The sequence below is a fragment of the Photobacterium sp. SKA34 genome (assembly GCF_000153325.1).
Taxonomy (GTDB): Bacteria; Pseudomonadota; Gammaproteobacteria; order Enterobacterales; family Vibrionaceae; genus Photobacterium.
This window is the reverse complement of record NZ_CH724141.1, coordinates 159,038-185,752: the sequence shown is the minus strand read 5'-3', so window position 1 is coordinate 185,752 and position 26,715 is coordinate 159,038. Positions and strand designations below refer to the sequence as shown.

The 26,715-nt window shown below is 38.9% G+C and carries 22 protein-coding genes and 1 pseudogene; 13 read left to right on the top strand and 10 right to left on the bottom strand.

Annotation, left to right across the window (positions count from 1 at the left end):
- The first annotated feature begins 231 nt into the window (after positions 1-231).
- The 5 genes from SKA34_RS02195 to SKA34_RS02175 all read left to right on the top strand — a co-directional run bounded on the left by SKA34_RS02195 (position 232) and on the right by SKA34_RS02175 (position 5,620).
- Positions 232-1,665, top strand: coding sequence for an amidohydrolase family protein (locus SKA34_RS02195; RefSeq protein ID WP_006643860.1), 1,434 nt, complete (start codon positions 232-234; stop codon positions 1,663-1,665).
- A 164-nt stretch (positions 1,666-1,829) separates the two neighbouring features.
- On the top strand, positions 1,830-2,225 hold the full coding sequence (locus SKA34_RS02190) for a RidA family protein (RefSeq protein ID WP_006643859.1): 396 nt from the start codon (positions 1,830-1,832) through the stop codon (positions 2,223-2,225).
- A gap of 204 nt (positions 2,226-2,429) precedes the next feature.
- The gene (locus SKA34_RS02185) at positions 2,430-3,941 is read left to right on the top strand and encodes a sodium:solute symporter family protein (RefSeq protein WP_006643858.1); all 1,512 of its coding nucleotides are present in this window, start codon (positions 2,430-2,432) and stop codon (positions 3,939-3,941) included.
- A gap of 89 nt (positions 3,942-4,030) precedes the next feature.
- Positions 4,031-4,978 (top strand): sugar kinase, encoded by a 948-nt coding sequence (locus SKA34_RS02180; protein ID WP_006643857.1) that lies wholly within the window; start codon positions 4,031-4,033, stop codon positions 4,976-4,978.
- A 12-nt stretch (positions 4,979-4,990) separates the two neighbouring features.
- Positions 4,991-5,620 carry a bifunctional 4-hydroxy-2-oxoglutarate aldolase/2-dehydro-3-deoxy-phosphogluconate aldolase gene (locus SKA34_RS02175; protein ID WP_006643856.1) on the top strand — a complete coding sequence of 210 codons (630 nt, stop codon included), beginning with the start codon at positions 4,991-4,993 and terminating at the stop codon, positions 5,618-5,620.
- Positions 5,621-6,073: 453 nt separating this feature from the next.
- On the opposite strand, the gene SKA34_RS02170 is transcribed toward SKA34_RS02175, so the two are convergent.
- Positions 6,074-7,543 carry a C69 family dipeptidase gene (locus tag SKA34_RS02170; protein WP_006643855.1) on the bottom strand — a complete coding sequence of 490 codons (1,470 nt, stop codon included), beginning with the start codon at positions 7,541-7,543 and terminating at the stop codon, positions 6,074-6,076.
- Between the two features lie 614 nt (positions 7,544-8,157).
- Here SKA34_RS02170 and SKA34_RS02165 point away from each other — a divergent pair.
- The 3 genes from SKA34_RS02165 (at position 8,158) to SKA34_RS02150 (ending at position 10,170) form a co-directional block, all read left to right on the top strand.
- Positions 8,158-8,418: a hypothetical protein gene (locus SKA34_RS02165; protein ID WP_157044439.1), complete on the top strand. Its 261-nt coding sequence runs from the start codon at positions 8,158-8,160 to the stop codon at positions 8,416-8,418.
- A gap of 94 nt (positions 8,419-8,512) precedes the next feature.
- Positions 8,513-9,690, top strand: a protein-coding gene (locus SKA34_RS02155) for an IS3 family transposase (protein ID WP_086004105.1) whose coding sequence is annotated in 2 segments (ribosomal slippage) — positions 8,513-8,771 and positions 8,771-9,690 — 1,179 coding nt in all. Because the reading frame shifts where the segments join, the coding sequence is not laid out codon by codon here.
- A gap of 192 nt (positions 9,691-9,882) precedes the next feature.
- Positions 9,883-10,170, top strand: a complete 288-nt coding sequence (locus SKA34_RS02150; protein WP_006643853.1) for a YciI family protein — start codon at positions 9,883-9,885, stop codon at positions 10,168-10,170.
- A 241-nt stretch (positions 10,171-10,411) separates the two neighbouring features.
- Here the strand turns inward: SKA34_RS02150 and gcvP are convergent, their stop codons facing one another.
- Positions 10,412-13,291: an aminomethyl-transferring glycine dehydrogenase gene (gene gcvP, locus SKA34_RS02145; RefSeq protein WP_006643852.1), complete on the bottom strand. Its 2,880-nt coding sequence runs from the start codon at positions 13,289-13,291 to the stop codon at positions 10,412-10,414.
- Positions 13,292-13,411: 120 nt separating this feature from the next.
- Positions 13,412-13,792, bottom strand: a complete 381-nt coding sequence (gene gcvH, locus SKA34_RS02140; RefSeq protein WP_006643851.1) for a glycine cleavage system protein GcvH — start codon at positions 13,790-13,792, stop codon at positions 13,412-13,414.
- A 357-nt stretch (positions 13,793-14,149) separates the two neighbouring features.
- Between gcvH and SKA34_RS02135 the strand changes: the two genes are divergently transcribed.
- Together SKA34_RS02135 and gcvT are read left to right on the top strand one after the other, a co-directional pair.
- Entirely contained in the window at positions 14,150-14,776 is a 627-nt protein-coding gene (locus tag SKA34_RS02135; RefSeq protein WP_006643850.1) for a helix-turn-helix domain-containing protein, read from the top strand.
- 84 nt (positions 14,777-14,860) lie between these two features.
- A complete protein-coding gene (gcvT, locus tag SKA34_RS02130; RefSeq protein WP_006643849.1) occupies positions 14,861-15,979 on the top strand; it encodes a glycine cleavage system aminomethyltransferase GcvT in 1,119 nt (372 codons plus the stop codon).
- A 58-nt stretch (positions 15,980-16,037) separates the two neighbouring features.
- Here the strand turns inward: gcvT and SKA34_RS23255 are convergent, their stop codons facing one another.
- The 4 genes from SKA34_RS23255 to SKA34_RS02115 form a co-directional block, all read right to left on the bottom strand.
- Positions 16,038-16,202, bottom strand: coding sequence for a hypothetical protein (locus SKA34_RS23255; RefSeq protein ID WP_006643848.1), 165 nt, complete (start codon positions 16,200-16,202; stop codon positions 16,038-16,040).
- A 178-nt stretch (positions 16,203-16,380) separates the two neighbouring features.
- Positions 16,381-17,490 (bottom strand): M20/M25/M40 family metallo-hydrolase, encoded by a 1,110-nt coding sequence (locus SKA34_RS02125; RefSeq protein ID WP_006643847.1) that lies wholly within the window; start codon positions 17,488-17,490, stop codon positions 16,381-16,383.
- Positions 17,491-17,759: 269 nt separating this feature from the next.
- Positions 17,760-19,034: a tyrosine--tRNA ligase gene (tyrS, locus tag SKA34_RS02120; protein ID WP_006643846.1), complete on the bottom strand. Its 1,275-nt coding sequence runs from the start codon at positions 19,032-19,034 to the stop codon at positions 17,760-17,762.
- Positions 19,035-19,062: 28 nt separating this feature from the next.
- Positions 19,063-20,286, bottom strand: coding sequence for an amino acid permease (locus tag SKA34_RS02115; RefSeq protein ID WP_006643845.1), 1,224 nt, complete (start codon positions 20,284-20,286; stop codon positions 19,063-19,065).
- A gap of 926 nt (positions 20,287-21,212) precedes the next feature.
- Between SKA34_RS02115 and SKA34_RS02110 the strand changes: the two genes are divergently transcribed.
- Complete coding sequence (locus SKA34_RS02110) at positions 21,213-22,394, top strand: amino acid aminotransferase (protein WP_006643844.1); 1,182 nt, start codon at positions 21,213-21,215, stop codon at positions 22,392-22,394.
- 57 nt (positions 22,395-22,451) lie between these two features.
- Here SKA34_RS02110 and SKA34_RS02105 read toward each other — a convergent pair whose 3' ends face one another.
- From SKA34_RS02105 to SKA34_RS02095, 3 genes and pseudogenes are all read right to left on the bottom strand, one after another.
- The gene (locus SKA34_RS02105; protein WP_006643843.1) at positions 22,452-22,832 is read right to left on the bottom strand and encodes a PH domain-containing protein; all 381 of its coding nucleotides are present in this window, start codon (positions 22,830-22,832) and stop codon (positions 22,452-22,454) included.
- A 255-nt stretch (positions 22,833-23,087) separates the two neighbouring features.
- Positions 23,088-23,913 (bottom strand): annotated as a pseudogene (locus tag SKA34_RS02100) (phosphate ABC transporter substrate-binding protein).
- Positions 23,914-24,042: 129 nt separating this feature from the next.
- Positions 24,043-24,465, bottom strand: a complete 423-nt coding sequence (locus SKA34_RS02095) for a DUF3859 domain-containing protein (protein ID WP_006643840.1) — start codon at positions 24,463-24,465, stop codon at positions 24,043-24,045.
- A gap of 169 nt (positions 24,466-24,634) precedes the next feature.
- Here SKA34_RS02095 and SKA34_RS02090 point away from each other — a divergent pair, with 169 nt between their 5' ends.
- Together SKA34_RS02090 and SKA34_RS02085 are read left to right on the top strand one after the other, a co-directional pair.
- Positions 24,635-25,459, top strand: a complete 825-nt coding sequence (locus SKA34_RS02090; RefSeq protein ID WP_006643839.1) for a CPBP family intramembrane glutamic endopeptidase — start codon at positions 24,635-24,637, stop codon at positions 25,457-25,459.
- 96 nt (positions 25,460-25,555) lie between these two features.
- Positions 25,556-26,707 (top strand): ROK family transcriptional regulator, encoded by a 1,152-nt coding sequence (locus tag SKA34_RS02085; protein WP_006643838.1) that lies wholly within the window; start codon positions 25,556-25,558, stop codon positions 26,705-26,707.
- The last annotated feature ends 8 nt before the right edge of the window (positions 26,708-26,715 follow it).

The window sequence follows — 26,715 nt, the reverse complement described above, 5'->3', positions numbered from 1 at the left end:
ACTAAACAATTTTTTTGATACTTTATAACATTATCTTGTGTGAGTTGATGATTCATTGCTTCCTCTTAACATTCTTTAAATTGCTGTTTTTAATTGTATAAATATGTTTTCCGTTTCTTTTTGTGGTAGAAAATATCACACAAATTAAAGTATTATGTGTGTTTTGTCACTGAATATAATCGACTGGATTTCTAATATAACTCCATCAACAAGGTGGATTGAGATTGAGAAATGTTATTCGACACAATAATTAAAAATGTAGAGGTGGTCGATGGCACCGGTGAAAAATCGTTTTGTGCCGATGTAGCTATCCGAGGTGGAAAAATCGCCGAAATTGGAAGTATTAATCATGAAGATTGCGGACAGTTAATCGAAGGATCTGGCTTAGTATTGGCTCCTGGCTTTATCGATGTTCACACACACGACGACACTAACGTAATACGTTACCCAGACTGCTTACCAAAGATCAGCCAAGGTGTCACAACCGTGATTGTTGGCAATTGTGGAATCAGCGCATCGCCAACAGTGTTAGCGGGTGATCCTCCAGATCCGATGAACCTTTTAGGCGCGCAGACTGATTTCAAATACCCAACTTTTTCGGCGTATGCACAAGCAGTAGAAGATGCGCAACCAGCGGTAAACGTATCAGCCTTGGTTGGCCACACTACATTGCGCAATCAAGTGATGGACGACTTGCAACGCACCGCAACTGAAGATGAAATTTTTGCAATGCAAAACAATCTTGATTTAGCCATGGAGCAAGGTGCATTAGGTTTAAGTTCGGGTTTGGCTTACGCAAGTGCGAAACAAGCGAACGCCAATGAAGTGATGCAATTAGCAAAAGTGCTGTCTAGCCACGGTGGCATCTATACCACGCACATGCGTACTGAGTTCGAAGAGATATTAAGCGCGATGGAAGAAGCGTTTGAGACTGGGCAATATGCAAAAGTACCGGTTGTTATCTCTCATCTTAAATGTGCCGGTGCGGGGAATTGGGGCAGAACTGTTGAAGTTCTCGACCTAATGGACAAAGTATCTGAACACCAAGATGTGTCTTGTGATTGTTACCCATATTCAGCGAGCTCTTCGACATTAGATTTGAAACAGGTAACGGATGATTTTGATATCTTCATTACTTGGTCTGAAGCAAAGCCGGAGCATGCAGGGAAAACGCTTAAGCAGGTTGCTGATGAGATGAACTTATCTCTGATGGAGACGGCAAAAGCACTTCAACCAGCGGGAGCGGTGTATCACTGCATGGATGAGAACGACGTAAAACGCGTTTTGAAATACAAATTGACCATGATCGGCTCTGACGGCTTACCGAATGATCCGCATCCACACCCAAGATTATGGGGGACCTTTCCAAAAGTACTTGGTCACTACTGTCGAGATGAAAAATTGTTCGCGCTACCAGAAGCAATATACAAAATGACTGGTATGTCGGCTCAGCGTTATAACTTAACGGACCGAGGTGAAGTTCGCTGTGGCGCTTTTGCTGATTTAGTTTTATTTGATCCAAAGAAGATTAAGGACACAGCAACATTCGAAAATCCTATTTCAGTTGCTGAAGGAATAGTCAGTGTATTTGTAAATGGTGAGTTAAGTTACCAAAAAGGGAAAGTTAGAAATAATCGTTCGGGCGTTTTTATTTACCGTAATTAGAATTTTAATTTTTATTAAATATACATAATGAAAATTACTAATTAATTTAAATTTACTAATGAAAATGACGAATTATTTTGATTTTTTCACTAATGAAAACGATGAGTTGATTTGAAAATGTTGGAATAGAAATAATATTATTAATTAAATGACTGGAGTTAAAAATGGCTATAAAACGTTACGGTGTTGAGGGCGGTACAGGTACAGGTGGACAACATTTACCATTTGCACGTGCGACTGAAGCTGGGGGATTCCTATACGTATCTGGACAGACACCGATGACCGATGGTGAAGTGGTTGAGGGGGGGATTGTTGACCAGTCTCGCCTAGCGTTCAAAAACTGTATCGATATCATGACTGAAGCAGGCTATAGCCTAGAAAACGTAGTACATGTAAAGGTTGTGCTAACTGATTCACGTTACTTCCAATCTTTTAATAAGGTATTCCAAGAATTCTTTGGTGCTAACCCACCGGCACGTATCTGCATGGTTTGTGACCTAGTAGTAGATGTGAAAGTTGAAGTCGATGTGACTTGCTATCGTGCTGATCGCGTATGGTAATAATCTAATTTCAATAACCTAATTAGAGAGTATTAGGACGCACTTATTCTTATAATTAATTCCTAAATGCTTTCCCCCTACATTTATATAAATCTCTTTAATTAAAATATAAAAAATTAATAAAGTGATTATATGAAATATAAAATGAATGAATCATAAATAAAAGCTCAGGAATGAGCTTTATATTTCAATGAGAGGTGTCAAATGAACAGCACTCTTTTTCTTACAGGCTTCGGCGTGTACGTATGTTTTTTAATTTGGTTAGGCTGGTTTGTTTCGCGTAATCAAAAATCTGGTGAAGATTTTTTATTAGGAGGTCGTGGATTACCACTTTTCTTAGTACTTGGTACAACGGTTGCGACGATGGTCGGGACGGGTTCCAGTATGGGAGCGGTTGGCTTTGGCTACGCAAATGGTTGGGCAGGAGCTTTGTATGGAATTGGCGGTGCTTTTGGCATCCTATTGCTTGCGTTGTGGTTTGCTCCTGTTCGTAAGTTGAACTTCATGACTATGAGTGAGGAGCTAGCGTATTACGTAGGTGCTAACCGAATTGTAAAAAACGTGGTTGGCCTACTTATATTTATCGCGTCAATAGGATGGTTAGGTGCTCACATCCTCGGAGGTGGTATGTACCTAGCGTGGATTGCTGATATCGACCTTAACCTTGCGAAGATTATTATAGCAGCGGCATTCACTATCTACGTGGTAATCGGTGGCTACACTGCTGTTGTATGGACCGACACCATTCAAGCGATCATTCTTTTTGCTGGTTTCATCTTAATGGCGGTTATGTCTGTAAACTACATCGGTGGCATGGATAACCTTTACGCTGCGATGGAACCTGCAGCTACGAGCTTTTTAGCAATTGATAAGCTGGGTATTCTGCCTGCTGTTTCTCTAGCTGTCGTTATCGGTGTTGGTGTGCTTGCGACGCCTTCATTCCGTCAACGTATCTACTCTGGTAAAGATGTTTCAACTATTCGTCGCTCGTTTGTCGCTTCTGGTGTGTTGTACCTTTTCTTCTCAATTATCCCTGCTGTCATTGGTATGGCGGCACTCGCTATCAATCCAACGCTGGATAACCCGAACTTCTCGTTCCCTTACATTGCAGTATCAGTACTGCCTGTTGGTGTGGGCATGATTGTTCTTATCGCTGGCCTATCTGCAACCATGTCGAGTGCAAGCTCAGATGCTATTGCGGGTGTGTCAATCCTACTGCGTGACGTATACGTGATGTTCACGGGTCGTGTACCAAATAAAGAATCAATGATGAACTACTCGCGTTTAGCTTTAGTTGTGGTGATTGGTTTTGCACTACTGTTCGCATTAACGTCAAACGATATCATTGGTTACATCACTAAGATGATCTCAACAGTAATGTCAGGCATGTTTGTGTGCGGTATGTTGGGTAAATTTTGGAAACGCTATAACTGGCAAGGTGCGCTTGCAACGCTATTGGGTGCTTCTGTGGTTTCATTCGTGGTAATGCTAAATGCAGATTACACAGCATTTTGGGGCAACCCGGTTATCCCTTCATGCTTGTTTGCTCTTGTAGCGGGTGTAGCAGTGAGTTTAGTGACTCCTGCTAACCAAGTAACACCAGAAATGGCAAAAACGATCCTTGATGAAGAGCGTGCTCTAATGGAAATGGATATTTCTAAGGCTGGTGGACTTGGAGAAGCCTCATCTCAACGTCCAGTAAGTCAGACAAGCTAAACCAAAATTCCACTAAAGGTTTGCTTAATTCAGGCCCTGCTTTAGCAGCAGGGCATATTCTCCATTAATCTCTCTTTTTAGGATCGGCTATGTCGGCATCTGCACAATGCAATATAGTTTTTTTTGGCGAATGTATGGTCGAAATCAGCGGCTCTCCATTAACCAAAAAATATGGTGGTGATACGCTAAATACAGCGCTTTACCTGTCTCGTTTAACTCAACATACCGATCTATCAGTACATTACGCTACAGGTCTTGGTCGTGATGAACTGTCTCAAAACATGATGAATAGTTGGCAGTTAGAGGGTATTCAAACTCATTTAGTAGAACGTATTGCGAACAAGCTTCCTGGTCTTTATATGGTCGAAACTGACGGGGCAGGTGAGCGGCATTTTCATTATTGGCGCAACGATGCGGCGGTAAAATATTACTTTCAATTTGACGGTCTGAATAAGTTTGAAATTGCGCTAATAGATAACCGAGTCGACGCGGTTTATATCAGTGGCATTAGTATCGCAATTTTAAATGATGCTTCACGAGAGCGTCTATTAAAAGCAATTAACCTTTTCTCAAACCAAGGCGGTAAGGTAATTTTTGATAATAACTACCGCCCACAACTTTGGACTACTGAACAAGCTCAGCACTGGTACGCTAAGTTTCTCCCGTTCGTAGATATCGCGTTGATTACCGAAGACGACGATTTGCTAGTTTGGGGTAACTTCGAGAGTGTTCAACAACGCTGCCTTCGTTTGGGTTGCCAAGAGATCGTTATCAAACGTGGTTGCGAACCTTGTAAACTCGTGCATGCGAAAGAAGGCATAATCGAAGAGAGTTACGTATCAGCAATACCTGTTCCAAATGTTGTTGATACCTGCGCTGCTGGCGATTCATTTGCGGCGGGGTATTTGGCTGCACACTTCAATGGCGAGAGTGCAAGGGAAGCTGCAGATTTAGGTCATCGGTTAGCTTCCACTGTTATTCAATACTCAGGCGCCATCATCCCGGTAAGCGCTATGAATCACTTAATTAAAAAATAAAGAGAACTTATTATGTCTCAAGAAATGATCAACACACTTAAGCAATTCAAAGTAATACCTGTTATACAAATCAACAAGGTAAAACATGCGGTTCCACTGGCAAAAGTATTAGTCGAAAATGGCCTGCCAGTGGCAGAAGTGACGTTTCGAACACAAGCGGCAGCAGATTCGATCCGTGCAATGCGTGATGCCTACCCAGAGATGTGTATTGGTGCAGGTACAGTGCTAACAATAGAGCAAATAGACCTTGCGAAAGAATCTGGCAGTGAGTTTATCGTCGCGCCTGGACTGAATTCAAATACGGTTAAGCGTTGCCTAGAGATTGGAATGCCAATCGTTCCTGGCGTAAACAACCCAAGCCAAGTAGAACAAGCGCTTGAACTTGGCCTTAACTTCTTGAAGTTCTTTCCTGCTGAAGCGTCTGGCGGTATCAATATGGTGAAATCTCTATTAGCGCCTTATGTTGATGTGTCGTTAATGCCTACGGGGGGAATCGGTAAACACAACGTCAACGATTACTTAGCAGTCGATCGCGTGGTGTGCTGCGGCGGAACGTGGATGGTATCTCCAAACATGATCGAGAACGAACAGTGGGACGAGATTGCGGCATTGGTTCGTGAAACGGTTGAGCTTGTTAAATAATGATTAGTAGGCCATTGGTTGGATAGCTTTATTTAGAATAATTTTTCGTAGGCTAAACGCATGTCCCAGATGTTACAGATACTTTAAATCTAAATTATCTCGGGGCATTTCTTAATTATGAAGTCATATGAGCTACGAAGTGCCAACTATGAAGGTTTGGACAGAAATGAGTTTGCTAACATTGCATTATTCAATTTCTATCAGTAGAGAAACAACGTGCCATATAAGAACATAACTTTCTTTCTGTTCATCCACATAAACTTAGATATTAATTATTAATGTTAACGTTACACTTTTAGCCACATGGAACATATTCTCTTTAAAACTGCCTGATTAATATACCTTACTCTCAAGCGAGAAAATCGATTTAAAAAAGATAAAAATTATTAATTAACGTGGAATAAAAAAAGCAGCGTGAAACGCCGCTTTTAATATGTCATTTGCGACTATGCTTTATGCACCACTGAAATGGTATGTCTCATCAATATTATATGTCAGCTTGGTAAATAATGTATTTTCAAGCTCACGAGCCGTAGCCATAGCTTGTTGTGTAACTTGCTGTTCGAAGTTATTTAATAGTATCTGGGCTTTTTTAGGATCCGTTTTTACCAATTCTAAATATTGCTTTTCTGTATCTTTCATTAAATTGGCTTGTTTTTCCTCAAAATTTTTATAAGCAGCTTTTACTATCGGTGCAAATTCATTGTAATTAGTCATCGCCAATGTCTGCACTTTCCGCATTTGCCAATAAGCAGAGATATTATCTGCTTTTGTACCAACCCCTGTTTTGTATATTGCTGGAATTTTAGCCCCTTGATAGAATGCAATATAAGGTGTTAAATCCGTCATCCCCCAGCCAATATAAGCAACTTCACCAATTGACTTAGGTAAATTTGGTCTTACTTGTAAAATATGGGACTGATATGCACGAAATACTGAAACTGGTCGATATAACTCTTTAGGATTGCTATTAGCGTAAGGATCATGACTCGAACCTTGATAGTGATTTCTTAGCCCTTCTTTTACATCATTAACACTAAGTTTCTCACTTGGTGACTTAAATACAGGAAACTGTAAAGGCTTATCTAAGGTTGTTTTTATTTGATCGTTATAGAGATGCTGGAGTTCATAAACACGAGGGTAGTTGTAAGTAATATCATTTACATTATCAACGGAGTATATTTTATGAAAATTAAATTCACTATCTTTATCTGGATCGTATAATCCATTTTTTTGAGCAAACTTGATCAAGTAAGGACTAGATAGATAATTATCTTTATCATTAAGATCTATTTTTTGCAGACGCCCCTGATTTGCTGAAACAAAATACTTATCATTTTCTATTTTTGTAGCCATCCATTGATGACCACTGCCTGTTTCTAAATACCAAATGCCGTCTCGATCAACAAAAGCAACACCAAACCCTTCTGCTGCACCTTTATCTTCTATAATTTTGCCTAGAACTTCTACTCCTTCTTTAGCTGAGTGAATACGAGGTAAGATTACGTTTACTATAGAATCTTCATTAATTCCTGTTGCTTCATTATAAGGATCAACTTTCAGTAACTTAGGGTTATTATAAATTGTTTCTGTTGCTGACATGCCAATGCCAAGTTCATTAAAACCTGCAGAACCAAAAGATTTATCGTTTGTTTTAGCTTTAGAGAAGCTACTAAATCCAAGACTATTCTTCGGTAAAGCATAAGTAAATCCGTTACCAGTCGATTTAAATTCACCACCTTCATTAGTTTGTGGCTGATGATAAAACCAGTGCTGATTAACAAGTGAACTATGATCCGCATTTCTTGCAATTATAAAACTACCATCAGAAGATGCTTCACTACCAACTAAGATAGTTGTACAAGCAAATGTTGAAGATGTCATACAAGCAGCAGTAAGGATGCTGATTAATTTAATTTTCATTTATTACTCCTTATAAATATTCTCCATAATAATATTTCAGAGGAAATAAATGATTTGCGCAAAATATCACATAGAGTAATTTTATATGAAAATATTTATACCTATTATCATTGAATCTAATTGAGTGGATTCTAGGGTTTCTGAGTTTTAAAATTCTTTTTATGGTTAAGATAATGGTTGTATAAATATAACAATCGGTTACGAGTTTATTTCACTTTGTTAATTTAATTTATAAATTAAAAATTAGTTTTTATTATTAATGTTTCTTTTGTTAAATATCCCTATCCTTAAGTTAATTCAAATTTTTTGCGTTAGAAACGGATTTATTATTTTATAAATACCTAAAAGTGTAACGTTAACTATAGTCGTTAATATTTAAAGTAATGTGGATGAAAAAATATAGCTTTATTCTTATATGGATTGGGTTTATTTACTAAAAAGTGAATAATGTAATTCGAGTACGCTGTTATATATTAAAATATTATCGATAGACAGCGGGTATAGGGTTTAGTTTGCCACTCGAAAGCAATCTAATGTTATATCTATCGTAAAAAAAATATTAAAAGTTAATTTATTGGACTACCTAGATATATAAATAATCAAAATTCTTATTTTTGGATGATAGAGATAAAGTATTTAATTTAACAGATATGTATGCTGCTTTTAACGCGGGGTGTTTATCCGGTAATAAACGTTATGAATTGTCTAAAAAAGGCATAGCTTATGGCGTTATACTTTTTGTGCTTGTCAAAGGCGCACAACGACATTCTTTTATAGTTACTAAGTGTGATAAAAAGTTTAATGGAGATAATTTAGAGAGATTTTTGCATGAAAAATATCATTTCAGTGAAAGAAAAATTGCGTATATTAGTTGAAAACTTCTTACTATTGTCGACGTGTAGTGGCATAGTGAATTTGGTCACTTAGTTAGAGGTGATATCATCACTTCATACGTTAACAGGTGACACTATGACAAATCGTACAAGACGACTATTCAGCGCAGAATTCAAGCTCGAGGCTTCACAGTTAGTGATTGATCAAAATTACTCAGTGGCAGAAGCCGCCCAAGCCATGAATGTGGGTAAATCCACGATGGATAAATGGGTTCGTCAGCTTAAACAAGAACGACAAGGCAAAACGCCAAAAGCTTCGCCTATGACCCCTGAGCAAATAGAAATTCGGGAATTAAAAAAGAAGTTAGCTCGTCTTGAAGAGCATAATGAAATATTAAAAAAAGCCACGGCTCTGTTGATGTCGGACTCACTGAACAATTCTTGATGATCAAGAAACTCAAGCAGAGCTATAGCGTAAAAACATTATGCGAAGTCTTCAATGTTCATCGAAGTAGTTATAACTATTGGCTAAAGCGTCCAACAGCGATTAGGGCGGAAACAGTCAAACTTCGCAGCTTAGTTAGTGAGGCCCACGCAGCAAGCAACGCCTCTGCGGGAGCGAGGACTATTGCAGATATAGTCACAAATCAGGGTTTAAAACTGAGCCGATACCGAGCAACAAAACTCATGAGAGAGCTTGGTTTAGTCAGTTGCCAACAGCCAAAGCATCGATACAGAAAGGCTTCTCAAGAACATGTTGAGGTTCCAAATCACTTGGGCCGACAGTTTGCTGTTACCGCCCCAAATGAAGTTTGGGTTGGTGATGTTACGTATATTTGGACAGGAAATCGCTGGATGTATTTAGCGGTTGTTATTGATCTTTTTGCCCGCAAAGTGATTGGTTGGTCGATGTCTTTATCACCTGATTCCAGTCTGACAGGCAAAGCTCTTTCAATGGCTTATGAGTCGCGTGGTAAGCCGAAAGGCGTCATGTTCCACAGCGATCAAGGTAGCCACTATACAAGTCGAAAGTACCGTCAATTACTGTGGCGTTTTAAGATAAAACAGAGTTTATCTCGCCGAGGAAATTGCTGGGATAATGCACCAATGGAGCGTTTCTTTAGAAGCTTAAAGACCGAATGGGTGCCAACAGTGGGTTATCGTAGTTTTGCTGAAGCTCAACAAGAGATCATCCGCTACATTATCGGGTATTACTGTCAACTCAGGCCGCATCAATATAATGGCGGCCTAACTCCCAACGAATCAGAACGATTATATTGGGAAAACTCTAAAACCGTGGCCAATTTTAGTTGACCACTACAACGATCATTAAAGTTAGGATCTTCTCGTTGTTTTTGTCGTTGTTTTTGTCGTTGTTTTTCTTATCTGAATATGGCGTAAAGTACTAATTTATGTGATGCTTCTTCTCAAAGAGTGCACAAAGAAAGGGTTTAATGCATCATTTCCTCTTACTATGGCCAACGATAATTTAAACGAGGATTCACAATGTTTATTGTATCTTTAACTTATATTAGTGAAATGTCTGAAGTTGATAAGTACCTTGAAGATCATATTGAGTACCTAAATAAGTACTACGAGTTAGGTATTTTCATAGCTTCTGGTAGAAAAGTTCCCCGCACTGGTGGGATTATTCTTGCACAAGCTGAAAATCGCAGTGAACTAGAGACAATACTAAATAATGACCCTTTTAAAATTTATAATCTAGCCAATTACGAAATAACAGAGTTTGTACCAAGCAAGACATCTCCTGAGCTTGCCTTTTTAATCAATTAATACTTTAAGTAAACCTAAATTGAGAAAAATGAGTTAAACGGACTTATCAGTAAACTAGTTAATGTCCAAATGTGAGTTAGCGATTCTACGATATTGTTATGACTATTATTATTACGCTAACCATCAAGCGAATGTTTCAAAATGTATATCTATTCTGCTCATAAAAAAAAGCGAACCTTATGGGTTCGCTTTTAGGTTTTGCTATAAGTTAACGAATGTTATTCTTTATCTCAAATAGGCTTTAGTCTTCAATATAGTTCTCAATACTTGGGCAAGAACATACAAGATTTCGGTCGCCAAATACGTTATCAACACGGTTAACACTCGGCCAGTATTTCGCTGCTTTCGTGTGTGCTGATGGGAAACAAGCGACTTCACGGCTATAAGCGTGGTTCCACTCTGATTCCATCATATCAACTTGGCTGTGCGGTGCGTTAACCAGTGGATTATCGTCTAATGGCCACTCGCCAGATTGAACAAGGTTGATTTCTTCTTTAATCGCAATCATCGCGTCACAGAAGCGGTCAAGCTCTGCAATGTCTTCAGATTCAGTTGGCTCAATCATTAATGTGCCAGCAACAGGGAACGACATGGTTGGGGCATGGAAGCCATAATCCATTAATCGTTTTGCGATGTCTTCTTCTGAAATGCCAGAGGCATCTTTGATTGGACGTAAATCAATAATACATTCGTGCGCAATACGGCCTTCAGTACCACGGTATAAAACAGGGTAGTGTGGACGAAGGCGTTCCATTACGTAATTTGCATTTAAAATGGCAAGTTCAGTGGCTTGGGTTAAACCTTGTTCTCCCATCATCGCTATGTAAGCGTAAGAGATAGGCAAAATAGACGCTGAACCTAATGCTGCCGCAGACACGGCATATTGCTGTTCATCGCTATTTGTACCTTCAACATGTCCCGGTAAGAACGGTGTAAGGTGCGATTTAACACCAATAGGTCCCATACCTGGGCCGCCACCACCGTGAGGAATACAGAAGGTTTTGTGTAGGTTTAAGTGGGAAACATCCGAGCCAATAAAGCCTGGGCTAGTTAAACCTACTTGCGCGTTCATGTTAGCACCATCAAGGTAAACCTGACCGCCAGCTTCATGGACAAGATCACACACTTCTTGTACTGCTTCTTCATACACGCCATGGGTAGACGGGTAGGTGATCATGATACATGACAGCGCATCACGGTGTTTTTCGATTTTGGCTTTTAGATCATTAATATCGATATTACCTAACTCATCACAGCCCACTACCACTACTTTCATTGAAACCATTGCCGCAGACGCTGGGTTAGTACCGTGCGCAGAGCTTGGGATCAAACAAACATTACGGTGGCTATCGCCATTGGCTTCATGGTAACGCTGAATAGCGATTAGACCGGCATATTCACCTTGTGCACCAGAATTTGGTTGTAGCGAGAACGCATCATAACCCGTGATTGAGCACAGCATTTCAGATAGGTTTTTAGCTAATTCTTGGTAACCTAATGTTTGTGCTTGTGGTGCAAATGGGTGCAGTTGTCCAAACTCAGGCCAAGTGACAGGGATCATTTCTGCTACTGCATTTAGCTTCATGGTACAGCTACCCAGTGGGATCATACCGTGAGTTAATGAGTAGTCCTTGTTTTCTAGCTGCTTCATATAACGCATCATCTGTGTTTCGCTATGGTAGCGGCTAAACACAGAGTGGGTTAGGTATGCACTGCTTCGGCGACACGCTGGTGGAATCGCAGCAAACTCATCAGCAGCAATGTCATCACTGAACATCGATACTTTAAGATCTTGATTAGTAAATAAGCCAAGTAACTGCTCGATATCTTCAGCAAGGGTGGTTTCATCAATACTTACACCTAGCTTATCGCTGTATTTACGAAGGTTAACACCGGCATCAAGTGCTTTTTGATATAGCGTGTTAGTTTTAGTGCCTGTTTTGATTGTTAGCGTGTCGAAGAAGTGTTGGTTTTCTAGTTCAAAACCATTATTGCGTAAACCAGCAGCTAAAACGGCTGTAAAGTGGTGAACACGACGACCTATTTTCTTTAAGCCTTCAGGACCATGGTACAGGGCATAAAACGCTGCCATGTTGGCAAGCAGTGCTTGCGCTGTACAAATGTTTGAAGTCGCTTTTTCACGTCGGATGTGCTGTTCACGGGTTTGCATTGCCATGCGTAGTGCTTGATTGCCTTTGGCATCTTTAGATACGCCAATGACACGACCCGGCATAGTACGTTTGTGTTTATCTTTGGTTGCCATAAAGCCAGCATGTGGACCACCAAAGCCCATCGGTACACCAAAGCGTTGCGCACTACCAATAACCACATCAGCGCCCATCTCACCCGGTGCTTTTAATACGGTTAATGCCAGTAGATCAGACGCCACCGCGACTAATGTTTTCTTATCATGTGCCGCGTCAATGATGTCGGTTAGATCTTTTAATTCACCATTACTGGCAGGGTATTGCAGTAAAGCACCGAATACATCGTGTTTCGCGAGATCTTCTACACTGCCTGTAATGATTTCAAAACCAATGTATTTTGCACGTGTAGTAACAACATCAATGGTTTGAGGGTGAAGATCAGTTGAGATGAAAAACGCATTGCTTTTGTTTTTACCTGCGCGCTTACATAGTGTCATGGCTTCCGCTGCGGCAGTGGCTTCATCTAGTAGTGATGCATTAGCCAGCTCCATGGCGGTTAGATCCATGATCATTTGTTGATAGTTAAGCAGAGATTCTAAACGTCCTTGAGAGATTTCTGGTTGGTAAGGGGTATAAGCGGTATACCAACCAGGGTTCTCTAATACATTACGCAGAATAACATTTGGGGTAAACGTGTTGTAATAACCCTGACCAATATAACTTTTATTGATGATGTTTTTGCCAGCGATTTGTTTAAGTTCTGCCAGCATTGCCGCTTCACTTTGTGCCTGTGGTAATGTCATCGGCTCTGTTAAACGAATGGAAGCAGGAACGGTTTGCGCTATAAGTTGGTCAATACTACCGACACCTATAGTTTCTAACATTCGCTGTTGTTCGAGTGCATTAGGGCCATTATGGCGATGTGAAAAATCGTTATCGTCACTGAGAGCTTGAAGAAAAGTAGTATTGGTCATGGTTCTTTCCTGAACGTTGTCCTAATTACCAGTGTCTGGCCTTAGGGATATTCATCGGTAATGCTGTAAATGGCAAAGCAACAAAGATCGAGTGTTGTACCCGATCTTTGTTTTTATAATTTAGTCTTCTTCAATTGAAGCAAGATAGGTTTCAGCATCAATTAATGTTGTCAATTCATCAGTATTGCTAAGCTTGATGGTTGCAATCCAGCCGCCTTCATAAGGTTCTTCATTAACCAGTTCAGGGCTGTCTTCTAAATCTTCATTAATGGCAACAACTTCACCTGTGATAGGGGCGTAAATGTCAGAAGCGGCTTTTACTGATTCCACTAAAGAGAATGCATCACCAGCATCTGTCGTATCACCAACTTCAGGTAAATCAACAAATACCACATCGCCTAATAAACCTTGCGCATGATCAGAAATACCAACCGTCACTGTTCCATCACCGTTATTACGGATCCATTCGTGGCTACTGGTAAACTTTAATGTTGATTCCATGTTTGTACTCCTTAACCCACCGGTTATATGGTTATTTGATAAAAGTTTCTTATAGTGGAACACGTTTTCAATATCTATTGTGTGATTCTACGCAAACGTTTGCTATTTGTCATGTTGATTTGTTTCTAATATGGTTATACTAAGTTTAAATTTAGTTAACAAACGCTAATTTTCATCACTAAATCCATAATATTACCTATTTATAAATGGATTTAACGATAATGTATGCCTCGTAGGTAACATTTTTTTAAAAAAGATCATGACTTTGTGATGTGAGTTTTATTAAGTTTCCTATAAGAAACTATGATGAGGGTCGAGAGTTGTGGTGTGTGGGTGGGAGAAGAAAAAGGAAGTGATATGACAGATGAATATATCCAGGATGTTTATCCATCGATGCGGATCGAAAAAACTCAAGCCGCAGAGCATATTGCGCCTTTAAAGTTAGGTGAGAGGCTAAAAGAAATTCGTGTTTCTTTAGGTCTAACTCTTGAAGAAGCCAGTAAGCGTACAGGACTTGCACGTTCAACCTTGTCAAAGATTGAAAACGAGCAAATATCACCCACGTATCAAGCGATGCAGAAACTCGCTACGGGGTTGGCTATCGATATCCCCCAACTTTTTGAACCACCTAAAAGCATCACAGCTTCGGGCAGACGTGATATTACGCGGTATGGTGAAGGTCGACCTCATCCTACTTCAACCTATGAACATGAACTGCTTGCTACACAATTAACTAATAAAAAGATGATGCCGTTTAAATCACACGTGCCCGCACGATCTTTTGATGACTATAGCGAGTGGATTCGCCATGACGGCGAGGAATTTTTACTGGTATTAAAAGGCGAAATTACTTTTTTCTCTGAATTTTATGAGCCGATTCATTTAGTCGAAGGGGATTCTGCCTATTACGACGCGACAATGGGTCATATGCTGACATCTGTTAGTGAAGAAGATGCGTTAATTCTCTGGGTGACGGCATCTTAATGCCATCGAACGACTTAAAGCATCACCAATTTTACAATTACGTTACCAATTATATGGACACCAACTAGATAACGGAGTGCAACTATGTCTCAACAACTTATGCAGACCCCATTACATGGCTTACACATTGAAATGGGAGCGAAAATGGTACCATTTGCTGGCTATGATATGCCTGTGCAATATGGCTTAGGAGTAAAAAAAGAGCATATACATTGTCGTGATTCTGCTGGGTTGTTCGATGTATCACACATGGGGCAAGTACGCTTAAAAGGGCAACATGCCGCTACATTATTAGAAACGTTAGTACCTGTTGATATTCTTGATTTACCTGTAGGTAAACAGCGTTATGCAGTTTTTACCAATGAGAATGGCGGTATTGAAGATGATTTAATGGTGACGAATTTTGGTGATCATCTTTTCCTAGTCGTTAATGCGGCTTGTAAAGAACAAGATATTGCTCATTTAAAAGCCCATTTAAAAGATGGCGTTGAATTAGAAGTGATTGAAGATCGCGCGTTACTTGCCTTACAAGGTCCTAAGGCTGCTATGGTACTTGCTGAATTAAACCCTACGGTTAGCGATATGGTGTTTATGGATGCGGCTAAAATGACGTTATTAGACGTTGAATGTTACGTCAGTCGGTCAGGTTATACGGGTGAAGATGGTTATGAAATCTCTGTACCCAATGATAAAGCCGAAGAATTAGCACGCGCGTTGCTGGCGTTTAATGAAGTGGAATGGATTGGTCTTGGTGCGAGAGATTCACTACGTTTAGAGTGCGGATTATGTTTATATGGGCACGATCTTGACCCTACAACAACGCCATTTGAAGCGAGCTTAATGTGGGCAATTACGCCAAGTCGTCGTGCTGGTGGTGTACGTGAAGGTGGTTTTCCCGGCGCTGATATCATTTTAGAGCAATTACAAACTAAACAGGTTTTAAGAAAACGTGTGGGGTTAGTGGGGCAATCAAAAGCACCTGTGCGAGAAGGGACAAAGTTATTTGATGCCGAAGACAATGAAATCGGTATTGTAACGAGTGGAACATTTGGCCCAACAAAAGGTATTCCTGTCGCAATGGGGTACATTGCCACAGAAGCTAATAAGCTAGGTGAAACGGTATACGCTGAGGTTCGAGGTAAGAAGTTACCGATGACGATCGAAAAAATGCCATTTGTCCCACAACGTTACTACCGTGGTTAAATAGGCATTTTACTTGAATGATTATGGCAAGACGTTTTCGTTACGTCTTGCTAATATTTCATCGAGTAGTTACTGCTTTATAAGCTGATTGGAATAATAGTGTAAAACCCTCTTTTGAAAGATCTTTTACAGTCAAGCCTGTTTCATTCAAGCGGCGATAGCACTCATTCAATGCAGTAATGAAGAGTTCTTTGTCAATTGCATTATTTTTTGTTGATTTCATTTTCTTCACCCTAGATCACATCAATCCAAACTTGATGAATCCTTACACAAGAAACTTGAATAAAAACTGAATAAGAATACATGCTCGAAGATAATTGACATTAAATTTACTTTTCTATCGAAAAATAGGCCTTAAAAAATTTTAAGGCCAATTTCTGTGAAACTAAACTTCGATAAGGTTATTTATTGGTTAAGTAAGAATATAAAAACTCAGTAATATTGGTCATATCTTCGACGGTAATAAATTCTTCCGTAGTATGCACTTTGCTCATACCTGTTGATAGATTCACGGTTTTTAACCCTTTTTCATTAAAGATATTTGCATCACTACCACCACCAGTCGACACAGTAAATGGCGCTAATCCCATTTTTTTAAAACTAGTCATTATTTCAATAACATGTGGATCGTTATCAGCAATAGAGTAAGCGTTATAAGAGCGTGTAGATTGAATATCAATTTGCGCTTTATGCTTTTCTGCTGTTGTGTTGAATACATCAAGCATGTGCTGAACTTGGGTAGCAAGCTTATCATCGTTAAGTGAACGTGCTTCAGCCGCAAGATACAATTCAGGCATCACGATATTCGTGGCTTGGCCACCAGAGACAATACCAATATTAGCGGTTGTTTCGTAATCAATGCGTGCTAATTTCATATTCATCACAGCATCAGATGCAACAGTCAGTGCATTGATACCTTCCTCAGGTGCAAGTCCTGCGTGAGCGGGTTTACCTTTAATAGTAACTTTTAGGCTTTGTTGGCCGGGCGCACTCGTTACAATCGCACCAATCGCACCGCCTGAATCAAGCACAATTGCTTTACCTGCGGTGATATACGACATATCAAAGTGCTTCGAGCCTTGTAATCCTCCTTCTTCATGAACCGTAAAAGCCAACTCAATTGTTTTATGGGCTTTGTTGTTTTCTTTAATGGTACGTACCGCTTCGATGATGGCAGCAATACCCGATTTATCATCACCACCAAGAATGGTGTCGCCTTTTGAGCGAATAACACCATCTTCAATAATTGGTTCAATACTATTTCCTGGTGTTACGGTGTCCATATGGCAGCTTAAAACAATACTATCTTCAAGTTCACCATCAAGCTTTGCGTAAAGGTTAGAACCATTAGAAATACTTTCAGGCACAGGTAATTTAGAAACGCTGAAACCTAACTGTCCGAGTTGTTCGGCTAAGGCTTCTGAAATCGCTTTTTCGTTTTTTGATTCGCTATCGATTTTGATGAGATCAATAAAATGAGAAATAAGGCGTTCTTGATTAATTGTTGTCATATTGCTTCTAACCACTAAATAGGAGGAATACACCGTACTCTAATAGGAATAATGGCGAGATGATGAGGGGCTAAATCAATAAAAGTAGAGATAAAAAAGTGGGGGAGTAAGTGAAATGAAAGAAGTTTGAACTGGGTTATAGAAATGAAAATGCCAAATAAGACATAGTTTCACACAAATGCGGGAGCGAACCGATTGTGAATCTACATAACGCTTATTTGGCATAAATCGATAAGTTAGCTGATGGTATCAGCTAACTTAATTACTTATTAGCCCCAAACGATTAGGCTATAGTTCTTTTTACCACGGCGAATCAAGGTGTAGCGACCAAATAGTTTGTCAGCGTCTGTAAACTCATAGAATGGTTCACCTAATTTCTCGCCATTAACCATGATTGCATTTGAGCTAATGTGCGTTTTTGCTTGACTACGAGAACTAGCAAGACCTGACTTGACTAATACTTGTTGTAAATCATCGCCATTCTCAGCTTCAGCACTTGGCATGCCATCTTGTGCAAGTTGAGCAAAATCAGATTCAGATAAGTGCGCTAAATCGTTTTCAAATAAGCAGCGAGTGATGTTCTGTGCCGCTTCTAATTGCTCTTGACCGTGAACTAAACGCGTTGCTTGCTCTGCAAGAATACGTTGTGCTTCAGGTGCTTTGCCACTGTTACGATCTGTATCTTCGATCTGTTGAATTTCTTCTTCAGAAAGGAAAGTGAAAAAGCATAAGAAACGATATACGTCAGCATCTGCAGTGTTCATCCAGAATTGGTAGAACTTGTATGGGCTTGTTTTCGATGGATCTAACCAAACCGCACCACCTTCAGTTTTACCAAATTTAGTACCGTCAGATTTCGTGATTAGCGGTACTGTCATACCGAACACTTGCTGTTGGTTCATACGGCGAGTAAGGTCGATACCCGCAGTGATGTTACCCCATTGATCAGAACCACCAATTTGTAGTTCCATACCCATTTCTTTGTTCATACTTGCGAAGTCGTAAGACTGTAGCAAGCTGTATGCGAACTCAGTAAAAGAGATACCTACTTCATCACGGTTAATTCGTTGCTTAACAGATTCTTTGCTGATCATTTGGTTTACAGAGAAGTGTTTACCAATATCACGTAAGAATGTAAGAACATCCATATTACCGAACCAGTCATGGTTATTTACCATACGAGCGGGGTTTGTTGGGTTGTCAAAATCCAAGAAAGGAGAAACTTGACGTTGGATTTTCGTCACCCAGCCTGAAACAGTATCTAAAGTGTTAAGTGAACGCTCAGCCGCTTTGAAGCTTGGATCTCCAATCATACCAGTAGCGCCGCCAACCAAAGCTACTGGATTATGACCCGCTTCTTGGAAGCGTTTAAGACAAAGTAGAGGAACCAGATGACCTAGGTGTAAACTATCCGCCGTTGGATCAAAGCCGCAATATAATGTAATCGGACCTTTTGCTAAACGTTCGCTTAAAGCTTCCTCATCCGTAATTTGAGCGATCAGACCGCGATCTTTAAGCTCTTGAATTAAATTCAAATGATTCATGTGTTCTCCAATAATCATTTATTTACGTTTAATTAAAAATAGGTACGGCATTATTCAATGTCAGTATCTGGTTTATTATGACTTGTAGGCCAATTAACCCCACAACAAATAATGCGATATTATTTGTTGCAACATTATATTCAATTTGATGTTGTTTACCACGAAGTTTTCGAAGGGCAAGAACAGGAAACAGAATCGCTAATATAGTCAAGAAAATTGCTGCAGCACCTAAAGCAGGAACAAAGCCATTAGGGTACACAAGAGTGAAAACCAAAGGTGGCAAGTAGCATAGTACAGCAGTAGTTAGTCTATCTTTGGTATTATTACCATGTTTAAAGGTACTTGCCAATGAATCAAATAGTCCCAATGAAACACATAGATAAGAAGTGAACATTGCGATGGATGAGAAAGCACCAATTAGATAAATTATGCTCTTTTCTTGAATGAATATCTGCATTTGTTGAAGCATTACCCCAACATTTGATCCATGCTGTGCAATATATTGAAAACTATGGTCACCAAATCGAGGTAAAGAGCCGAGCATGGTTATTTCCCAAACAATATAAACTACGAGAGGGATTAAACCACCTGCAATAAATATATTTCGTAATGTTTTAGGGTTTTCACGGCCAATATATTTCACCATGCTTGGCACACTGCCATGAAAACCAAATGCAGTAATAAAAACTGGAATAGCAGCAAAGGCATATTTAGATGAATCGTGGGTGTTGATTAAATAATGACCATGTAGAAATGGGATAATAGTAACAACAAGAACGAAAAATATACCAATGTTAGTGCTAAATAATACTCGGTTCGCTATATCAACAGCTTTAGTACTAATAAATACAATGGTTGAAATTACCAAAGTAAATACAATAGCAATGATATGAGAAGGGATAAAAATATGAAAATAATTGATTAAATCACTTTTATAAATAGAGGATGCACCTGCAATATAGGCACAAGATAAAGCATAAAGAAGCAATAATAATGATATGTGTATGACCCATTTCCCAGGCTTACCAAACAGATTATAAGCAATAGCTTCAAACCCTGTACCAGTTGGATAGTTAAGACATACTTCTAATAACATTAACCCGGTATAAGTCATTACCGCCCATAAAACGGTTAATAAAATTATTGCATTACATATACCTAAGCCCGCAGAGATGAGAGGAAGTGCAAGCATTCCTGCGCCAAGCATTGTGCCAGAAATAAGAAGAGTCGCGCCAATTGCTTTTTTATTCATGACGTATTTCCAAAAAGAACCAATAAAATTGTTATCAGGTTGTAATTAATTAACCATCGATAGCAAAAAGTCGGCGATAATTAATCGACATATTAATCCCTTTCATCGAATATAAAAGTACGCAAGTCTCAAATATTGGCGTCTGTATTCTTTTTTAGCAGCAGTATGCGCTTTTTTTTATTTGCTTCATCAATAATTTTACTTAGAAGACTTGTGAATACATTACGAAGATTATTTCAATACTTATTGAAGCGATTTTCATTACGTAGGAAGTGAGTAATTACCGCTGAAAGAAGAATGTAAACAGAACCTACAGTATTCTATTCGTCTTGATTAGAGCCACGGCTATCTGCGTATAAATGAGTAGTTTTTTCGTATTCTTTGCTGATAAAGAAGTTAGGAAGCCCTTAGTGTAAGTACTACCTGTTACATAAAAGCATAACTCGTAAATCCGTAGGTTTAGGTAGTTGTGTGCTGCCAAACTATTGTTACCGATTTCTTTTTAAGTAAAGTCAATCATGAGGAAATCAAGGTGCATAAGAGGATTAACCTCAAAGCGGCGACCGTCAATAACAAATGGCTCAGTTGCTACTAGTTTTTACGCGAACTTATCATCTGAGAGACAATATTGTGAAAATGCTGATCATGAAGTACTAATGAAAACGGAATTAGCGTGAAATATTGATCTTTTTTTATATTTAATAAAAGAGCAAACTGGGCGTTTGTAACACATAACTGAAGAATTTCCTTCGTTGAAAGCGTTACTTAACTAGCCAAATGTTAGACTAAGCAGGTGAACGCATACGATAATTGATTAAGTTATGATGCTTAATCAATTAATTAATGTTTGATTCTATTATTTCTAATGACGTTAATTAAATGAAGTGATAACTTAATTTCATTGTTATATAAATGGAATTAATTAGATGTTTAAATCTCTCTCTCCAGCCCAATTAGATCCTATTCTTTCCCTATCGATCGCATATCGAGAAGATCCGCGTGACAACAAAATAGATTTAGGTGTCGGTGTTTACCGCAATAGTCTTGGTGAAACACCGATCATGCAAGCAGTTCAACTTGCTGAGCAACGTTTAATTAAAACACAAACAACAAAATCATACGTGAGTTTAGCGGGTAGCGAAGTATTTAATCAGTCTATGATGGATCTTTTACTCTCAGATACATCGGCACATTCTCGCGCTGCAGCAGTGCAAACTCCGGGTGCGAGTGGTGCGTTACGTATGCTTGCTGATCTTATTCAAGTTGCTCAACCTGATACTACTGTTTGGTTAACCAATCCGAGTTATGTTAACCATAAACCTGTGATGGAAGCGGCAGGTTTAAAGGTGAAGTATTACCCATATTTTGAGCCTGAAACTAAGCAAGTTAATAGCGATGCAATGCTCAAAGAGATTGCCAAAGCAGGTCCAAAAGATGTTGTGCTATTACATGGTTGCTGCCATAACCCGACAGGTGCTGATATTACATTTGCTGATTGGCAAGCGATTACGGCATTGGCAAACAAAAATGGCTTTATGCCGTTTGTCGATATGGCATATCTTGGTTTTGGAGATGGCTTAGAACAAGATGGCGCTGGCCTTAAGTACATGGCTGACAATATAGAAGAGATGGTTGTAGCGACTTCTTGTTCAAAGAACTTTGGTTTGTACCGTGAACGAACGGGTGCTGCGATTATTATTAGTAATAGTCAGCAAGAAGCACAAAAAGCGAAAGGACGTGTTCTTACTTTAGCGCGTTCAAGTTATACCATGCCACCAGATCATGGCGCGGCATTAGTTGCTGATATTTTAAATGATCAACAACTGACAACTATCTGGAAAGATGAATTATATACCATGCATAGCCGCATTTTGACGTTACGCCAAGGGTTAACACAAGCAATACGTCAACGTGGTAGTGAGCAATTTGATTTTATTGAACAGCATAAAGGTATGTTCTCTGTAACTGGCTTAACGCCTGAGCAGATTTTAACGGTACGTAAGAAGTATGGTATTTATGCGGTAGGTGATGGGCGAATTAATATTGCCGGTTTACAAGAGCAGCATATCGACCACTTGGCAGATGCCTTAGTTAGCGTATCACGATAATTAATAATAAAGCCTGCATCTTTCTTGATTAGCGCAGGCTTTATTACTTATGTTTTGTTATTTACCAGCTACTTTTGCCGCGAGCAATCCTTGCATTGCGTAGACGTTGGTTTTGCCATTGAACTCAAGAGTCATTGGTTCATGTTGACCTGAAACCCATAATTTTAACTCTGCATCTAAATCGAAGTGGCCTTTTGTTTCTACGGCATACATGGTGATCGATTTGTAAGCGATAGAGCGGTACTCTACTTTTTTACCCGTGATACCTTGTTTATCAATAAGGATCAGGCGGTAGTCCGTTAAAATGATCATATCGCGAACAAGTTTATATGCGAGTTCAATATTCTCGTTTGGACCTAGGATGGTTGATAGCTCCTCAGTCGCATCAGCGATGCTCATTTCACCAGCGTTGCCTAACAGTGCATTAAAAAGACCCATTATTTCTTCCTTTTATCCTTGATAACTAAATCATTAATTTATCGATATACTGTTTTGATTTTAATCGAATTGTGTTTTTTACACTAGCAGAAACATGACAAGGTTTGGGTAAGCTTTTCGTTAAAAGTAGATAAGAATAGGATGAGACGGGGAAGTAAATAAAGCAGGAGAGGACATTTCAACCCAAAGTACTGGCGTACTCTGGGAGGAAAGTTCATTCATTACCACAGAAGGAGTGTGGATTTTTTAAATATATTAAGACATTGAAATATAACCTTTATCTTTAATGATTTTTTGCCCTTCTGGCGACATGATCCAAGCTAGGAACTCTTTAGCCGCAGGTTTTAGTTTACCCGGTTGGTTTAGTACCAAGAAAGGACGTGAAAGTGGGTATGTCTTATTCATCACATCAGCAACAGAAGCTTTGTGACCGTCTACCTCAACAGCTTTTAACGAGTTATCAATTGAACCCAGTGATACAAAACCTATCGCATCTTTATTATTGGCAACGACTGTTTTTTCAATACCATTACCGCTCGCAACTTGTGCTCGTTGACTGATAGATGACACTTTTACACCGTTAATTTTTGTGGTTAGCTCCATTAACTCTTCAAACGCACCTCGAGTACCAGAACCATTTTCACGTGTTGTCACAACTACTGGGTCACTATTACCACCGACTTGAGACCACTGGGTAACATCGCCTTTAAATAATTTCTCGATTTGCGATTTTGTTAGGCTGTTAACCGGGTTTTCTGGGTTAACAACTACAGCAATACCGTCACGAGCAATTTCAGTTTCAACCAATCCTGCTTTTTTCTCTTCAGCTGATAGGTTACGTGAAGCCATACCCAAATCATTAACACCTTCGATTGAAGACTTAATGCCTGCAGTTGAACCAGTACCCGTTGATGTCAATAAATACGTCAGGGTGGCTCTTATGGTAGGTTTCACCTAACACTTCCATTACCTCTGTAACAGAAGTTGAACCTGATACGGCAATATGTTCTGCAGCCATAGCTGATGTAGATACTGCCGCAGAACTTAAAATTAATGAAAGTGCAAGAAGTGACTTAGTCATGTGCATCCTTTAGGGGCTTAGTTATTTGCTGACTAAGTTAAAGTGACTATGTGACAACTTTGTTTCAAAATAGGTTACTAGGAAGCAAGCTAAGATTTCAATAATGAAACGATAGTATTTCAAAAATGATTAACAGCCGCGACGTTTCCAGAATTGTCCTTCATCATGATTGAAAACATTGAATGTTTTATCCGCAATTATGTTGTTATTCATTTCTAATGTCATACGCCACGGGCCAACTTTATTACTGATGGGAGCCCAAATCGTATCGCCAAGGTAAAAGTCCCAATCATTATTACGAACATAAACATAACCATCGAATGGTTCTAAGACTTCACCGTCGTCATTCGTGATGTTTGGGTGGTAAATGCAGTAACGAACCTTCTCGCCTTTGGCTTTTTTTATATTAACGGTAAAGCCAAATTCAATATCAATTTCAGCAGGAATGTCTAAGGTAAACTCATTGATCTTAGGAAGCTTTTTTGAGTCTGCATCCCAAGTCGTGAAAATGCCATATGAGTGTAGGTGTACAATAGGTTTACTTTTAGCCATTGATTATTGATCTCGATTGGTGAACGGTACAGAGGCGATGACCGAATAATAAATCAAAATATATTAATTTTCTTTTCAAATTATGATGTTAGCAAATATTTCTTCAGGGTATGATATATTTTCTGATAATTTATATGTTAATAACTCTTATTATGAATGGAAATGGTAAATGGAACCAACAGTTTGGATATGGGGCTTACTAGCTTGTGCTGTCATTAGTGGATTTTATCGTAAAACATTATTGACTGCCGTATTAGTTACTTTAGGTTTGCTCGCTGCTGTATTTCAAGAACGTTTATCAATCATTGCTATTGATGGTATTGTCATTGGTTTTTTGGTGGCGTATTTCACCGCAAAGCAAGAAGGGAAGTGGCATTATGCTGGATTAACCTTCATGTTGATTTGGTCTTTAGCGCTTTTTGCTCACGTGATTCCCGGTTTTGATAATCTACAAGTATTAGATAAGGTGTACGCTAGCCTTGATAGCACACCGTTTACTATGTATTTAAATCTGGATAAACCATTGGTTTTCTTCGGTTTGTTACTGGCTTGTCCGTTATTGTTAGGCAGTAACAAAACATGCAACGTTAAAGCGCTTGTTTTAGTTATTATGGGATGTTTGTCGTTATTACCTATTGCTGCGGGTTTAGGGGCGTTAAAGTTTTCTTTTTCGATGCCACATTGGTTGTGGTTATTTGCATTAAACAACTTATTGTTTACTTGTGTAGCAGAAGAGGCACTCTTTCGCGGCTTTATTCAACAAGGTTTATCAAAGCGTTTCGGTTGGGTAATTGGGCTTGTAGTTGCTAGCTTACTTTTTGGATTTGCACATATTGCTGGTGGCATGTTGTTAGTTGTGTTCGCAGGTCTTGCCGGTTTATGTTACGGCTTAGCTTTCTACCTGACAGGGCGTTTATGGGTAGCTGTATTACTACACTTTATGTTTAATTTGGTGCATTTGATTTTCTTTACTTATCCGATGTTAGCAAAATAGAGAGTCGAATAAGCTACTTTATTGATCTGACAGTAGTCTTGACTCAATTATCAATGATAACTTTACAGCGATAGATATAATAGGGCTGGATGTAGTGTGATACAAGGTGAAAATAGTTTTTTAATCTATAATATAATTTTACAAGGAATCGCAAATACACGGTCTCAAATATCTCAATATTCTTTATTGAGTAAGCCGACAGTTTCAAAAATAGTAGCAAAACTCATTGATGATAGGCTTTTAATAGAAACTAAAGGTAGTCGCCGTAATCAAACGGTTTTATCTATAAATGGTCAACATGATCATATTATCTCAATTGATCTTGGTGGTAATAAAATTAGATTAGCTATTTTTTCACTATCACTTGATCTGGTCATAAAAAAAACAATCTTAACGTACAACTGCCAAGATAGAGATGATTTTATTCAATGTCTAGTTGAAGATATCCGGCTACTAATAATTGAATCTCATCTTACTATTTCCCAGTGTAGTATGATAAGTATCGCGACTGCAGGCATTGTCGACCATGAATTAGGCTTTATTTTGAAAGGCTCATGTAACCTTCCCCAGTGGGAGGGTTTCAATTTATCTAAAATGATATCTAAACATTTGTCGATCCCAACAGTCGTTGAAAATAATGTTCGTTCAGCATTAGTTGGTGAGCTCTATATTAATAGTTTTAATCAAGTTAATAATATCTTGGTTTTATGCTTAGGAGCAGGAGTAGGGTCTGCATCTTTAGTCGAAGGACGGCTTGTTCGTGGAAAGAATAATGCTGCAGGTGAAATAGGATTTATGCTCGTTTCACGTGATCAACTGAATATTAATTGGAATAATGAAGCAGGAGCTTTTGAATCAAGTTGTTCACTAAGTTATCTCGTGTATAAATATGCACAGTTGACAGGTGAAAAATTAAAAGCAAAGTGTATATTTGAACGTTCTAAAAAAGAAGACTTCATTGCACGTTCATTAATTGATGAAATATCTGACTATTTAGCGTTAGCGATTTTAAATCATATGACGATAACGAACCCAGAAAAAATAATCATATATGGCTGTATGGTTGAGTTTGCAGAGATTTTTTTACCTCGCACCATTGAAATTATAAAAAGGCACTCATTTAATTTTACTGTTATTGATATAAAATGTAGCCAACAAGGTCAAATTTCTGCTCTTGTTGGCGCCGCTATTTTGGGTTTTGCAGTTAAATATCCGAAGATAGAGTATATGCCTAATTTTAAATGGTAATTACATAT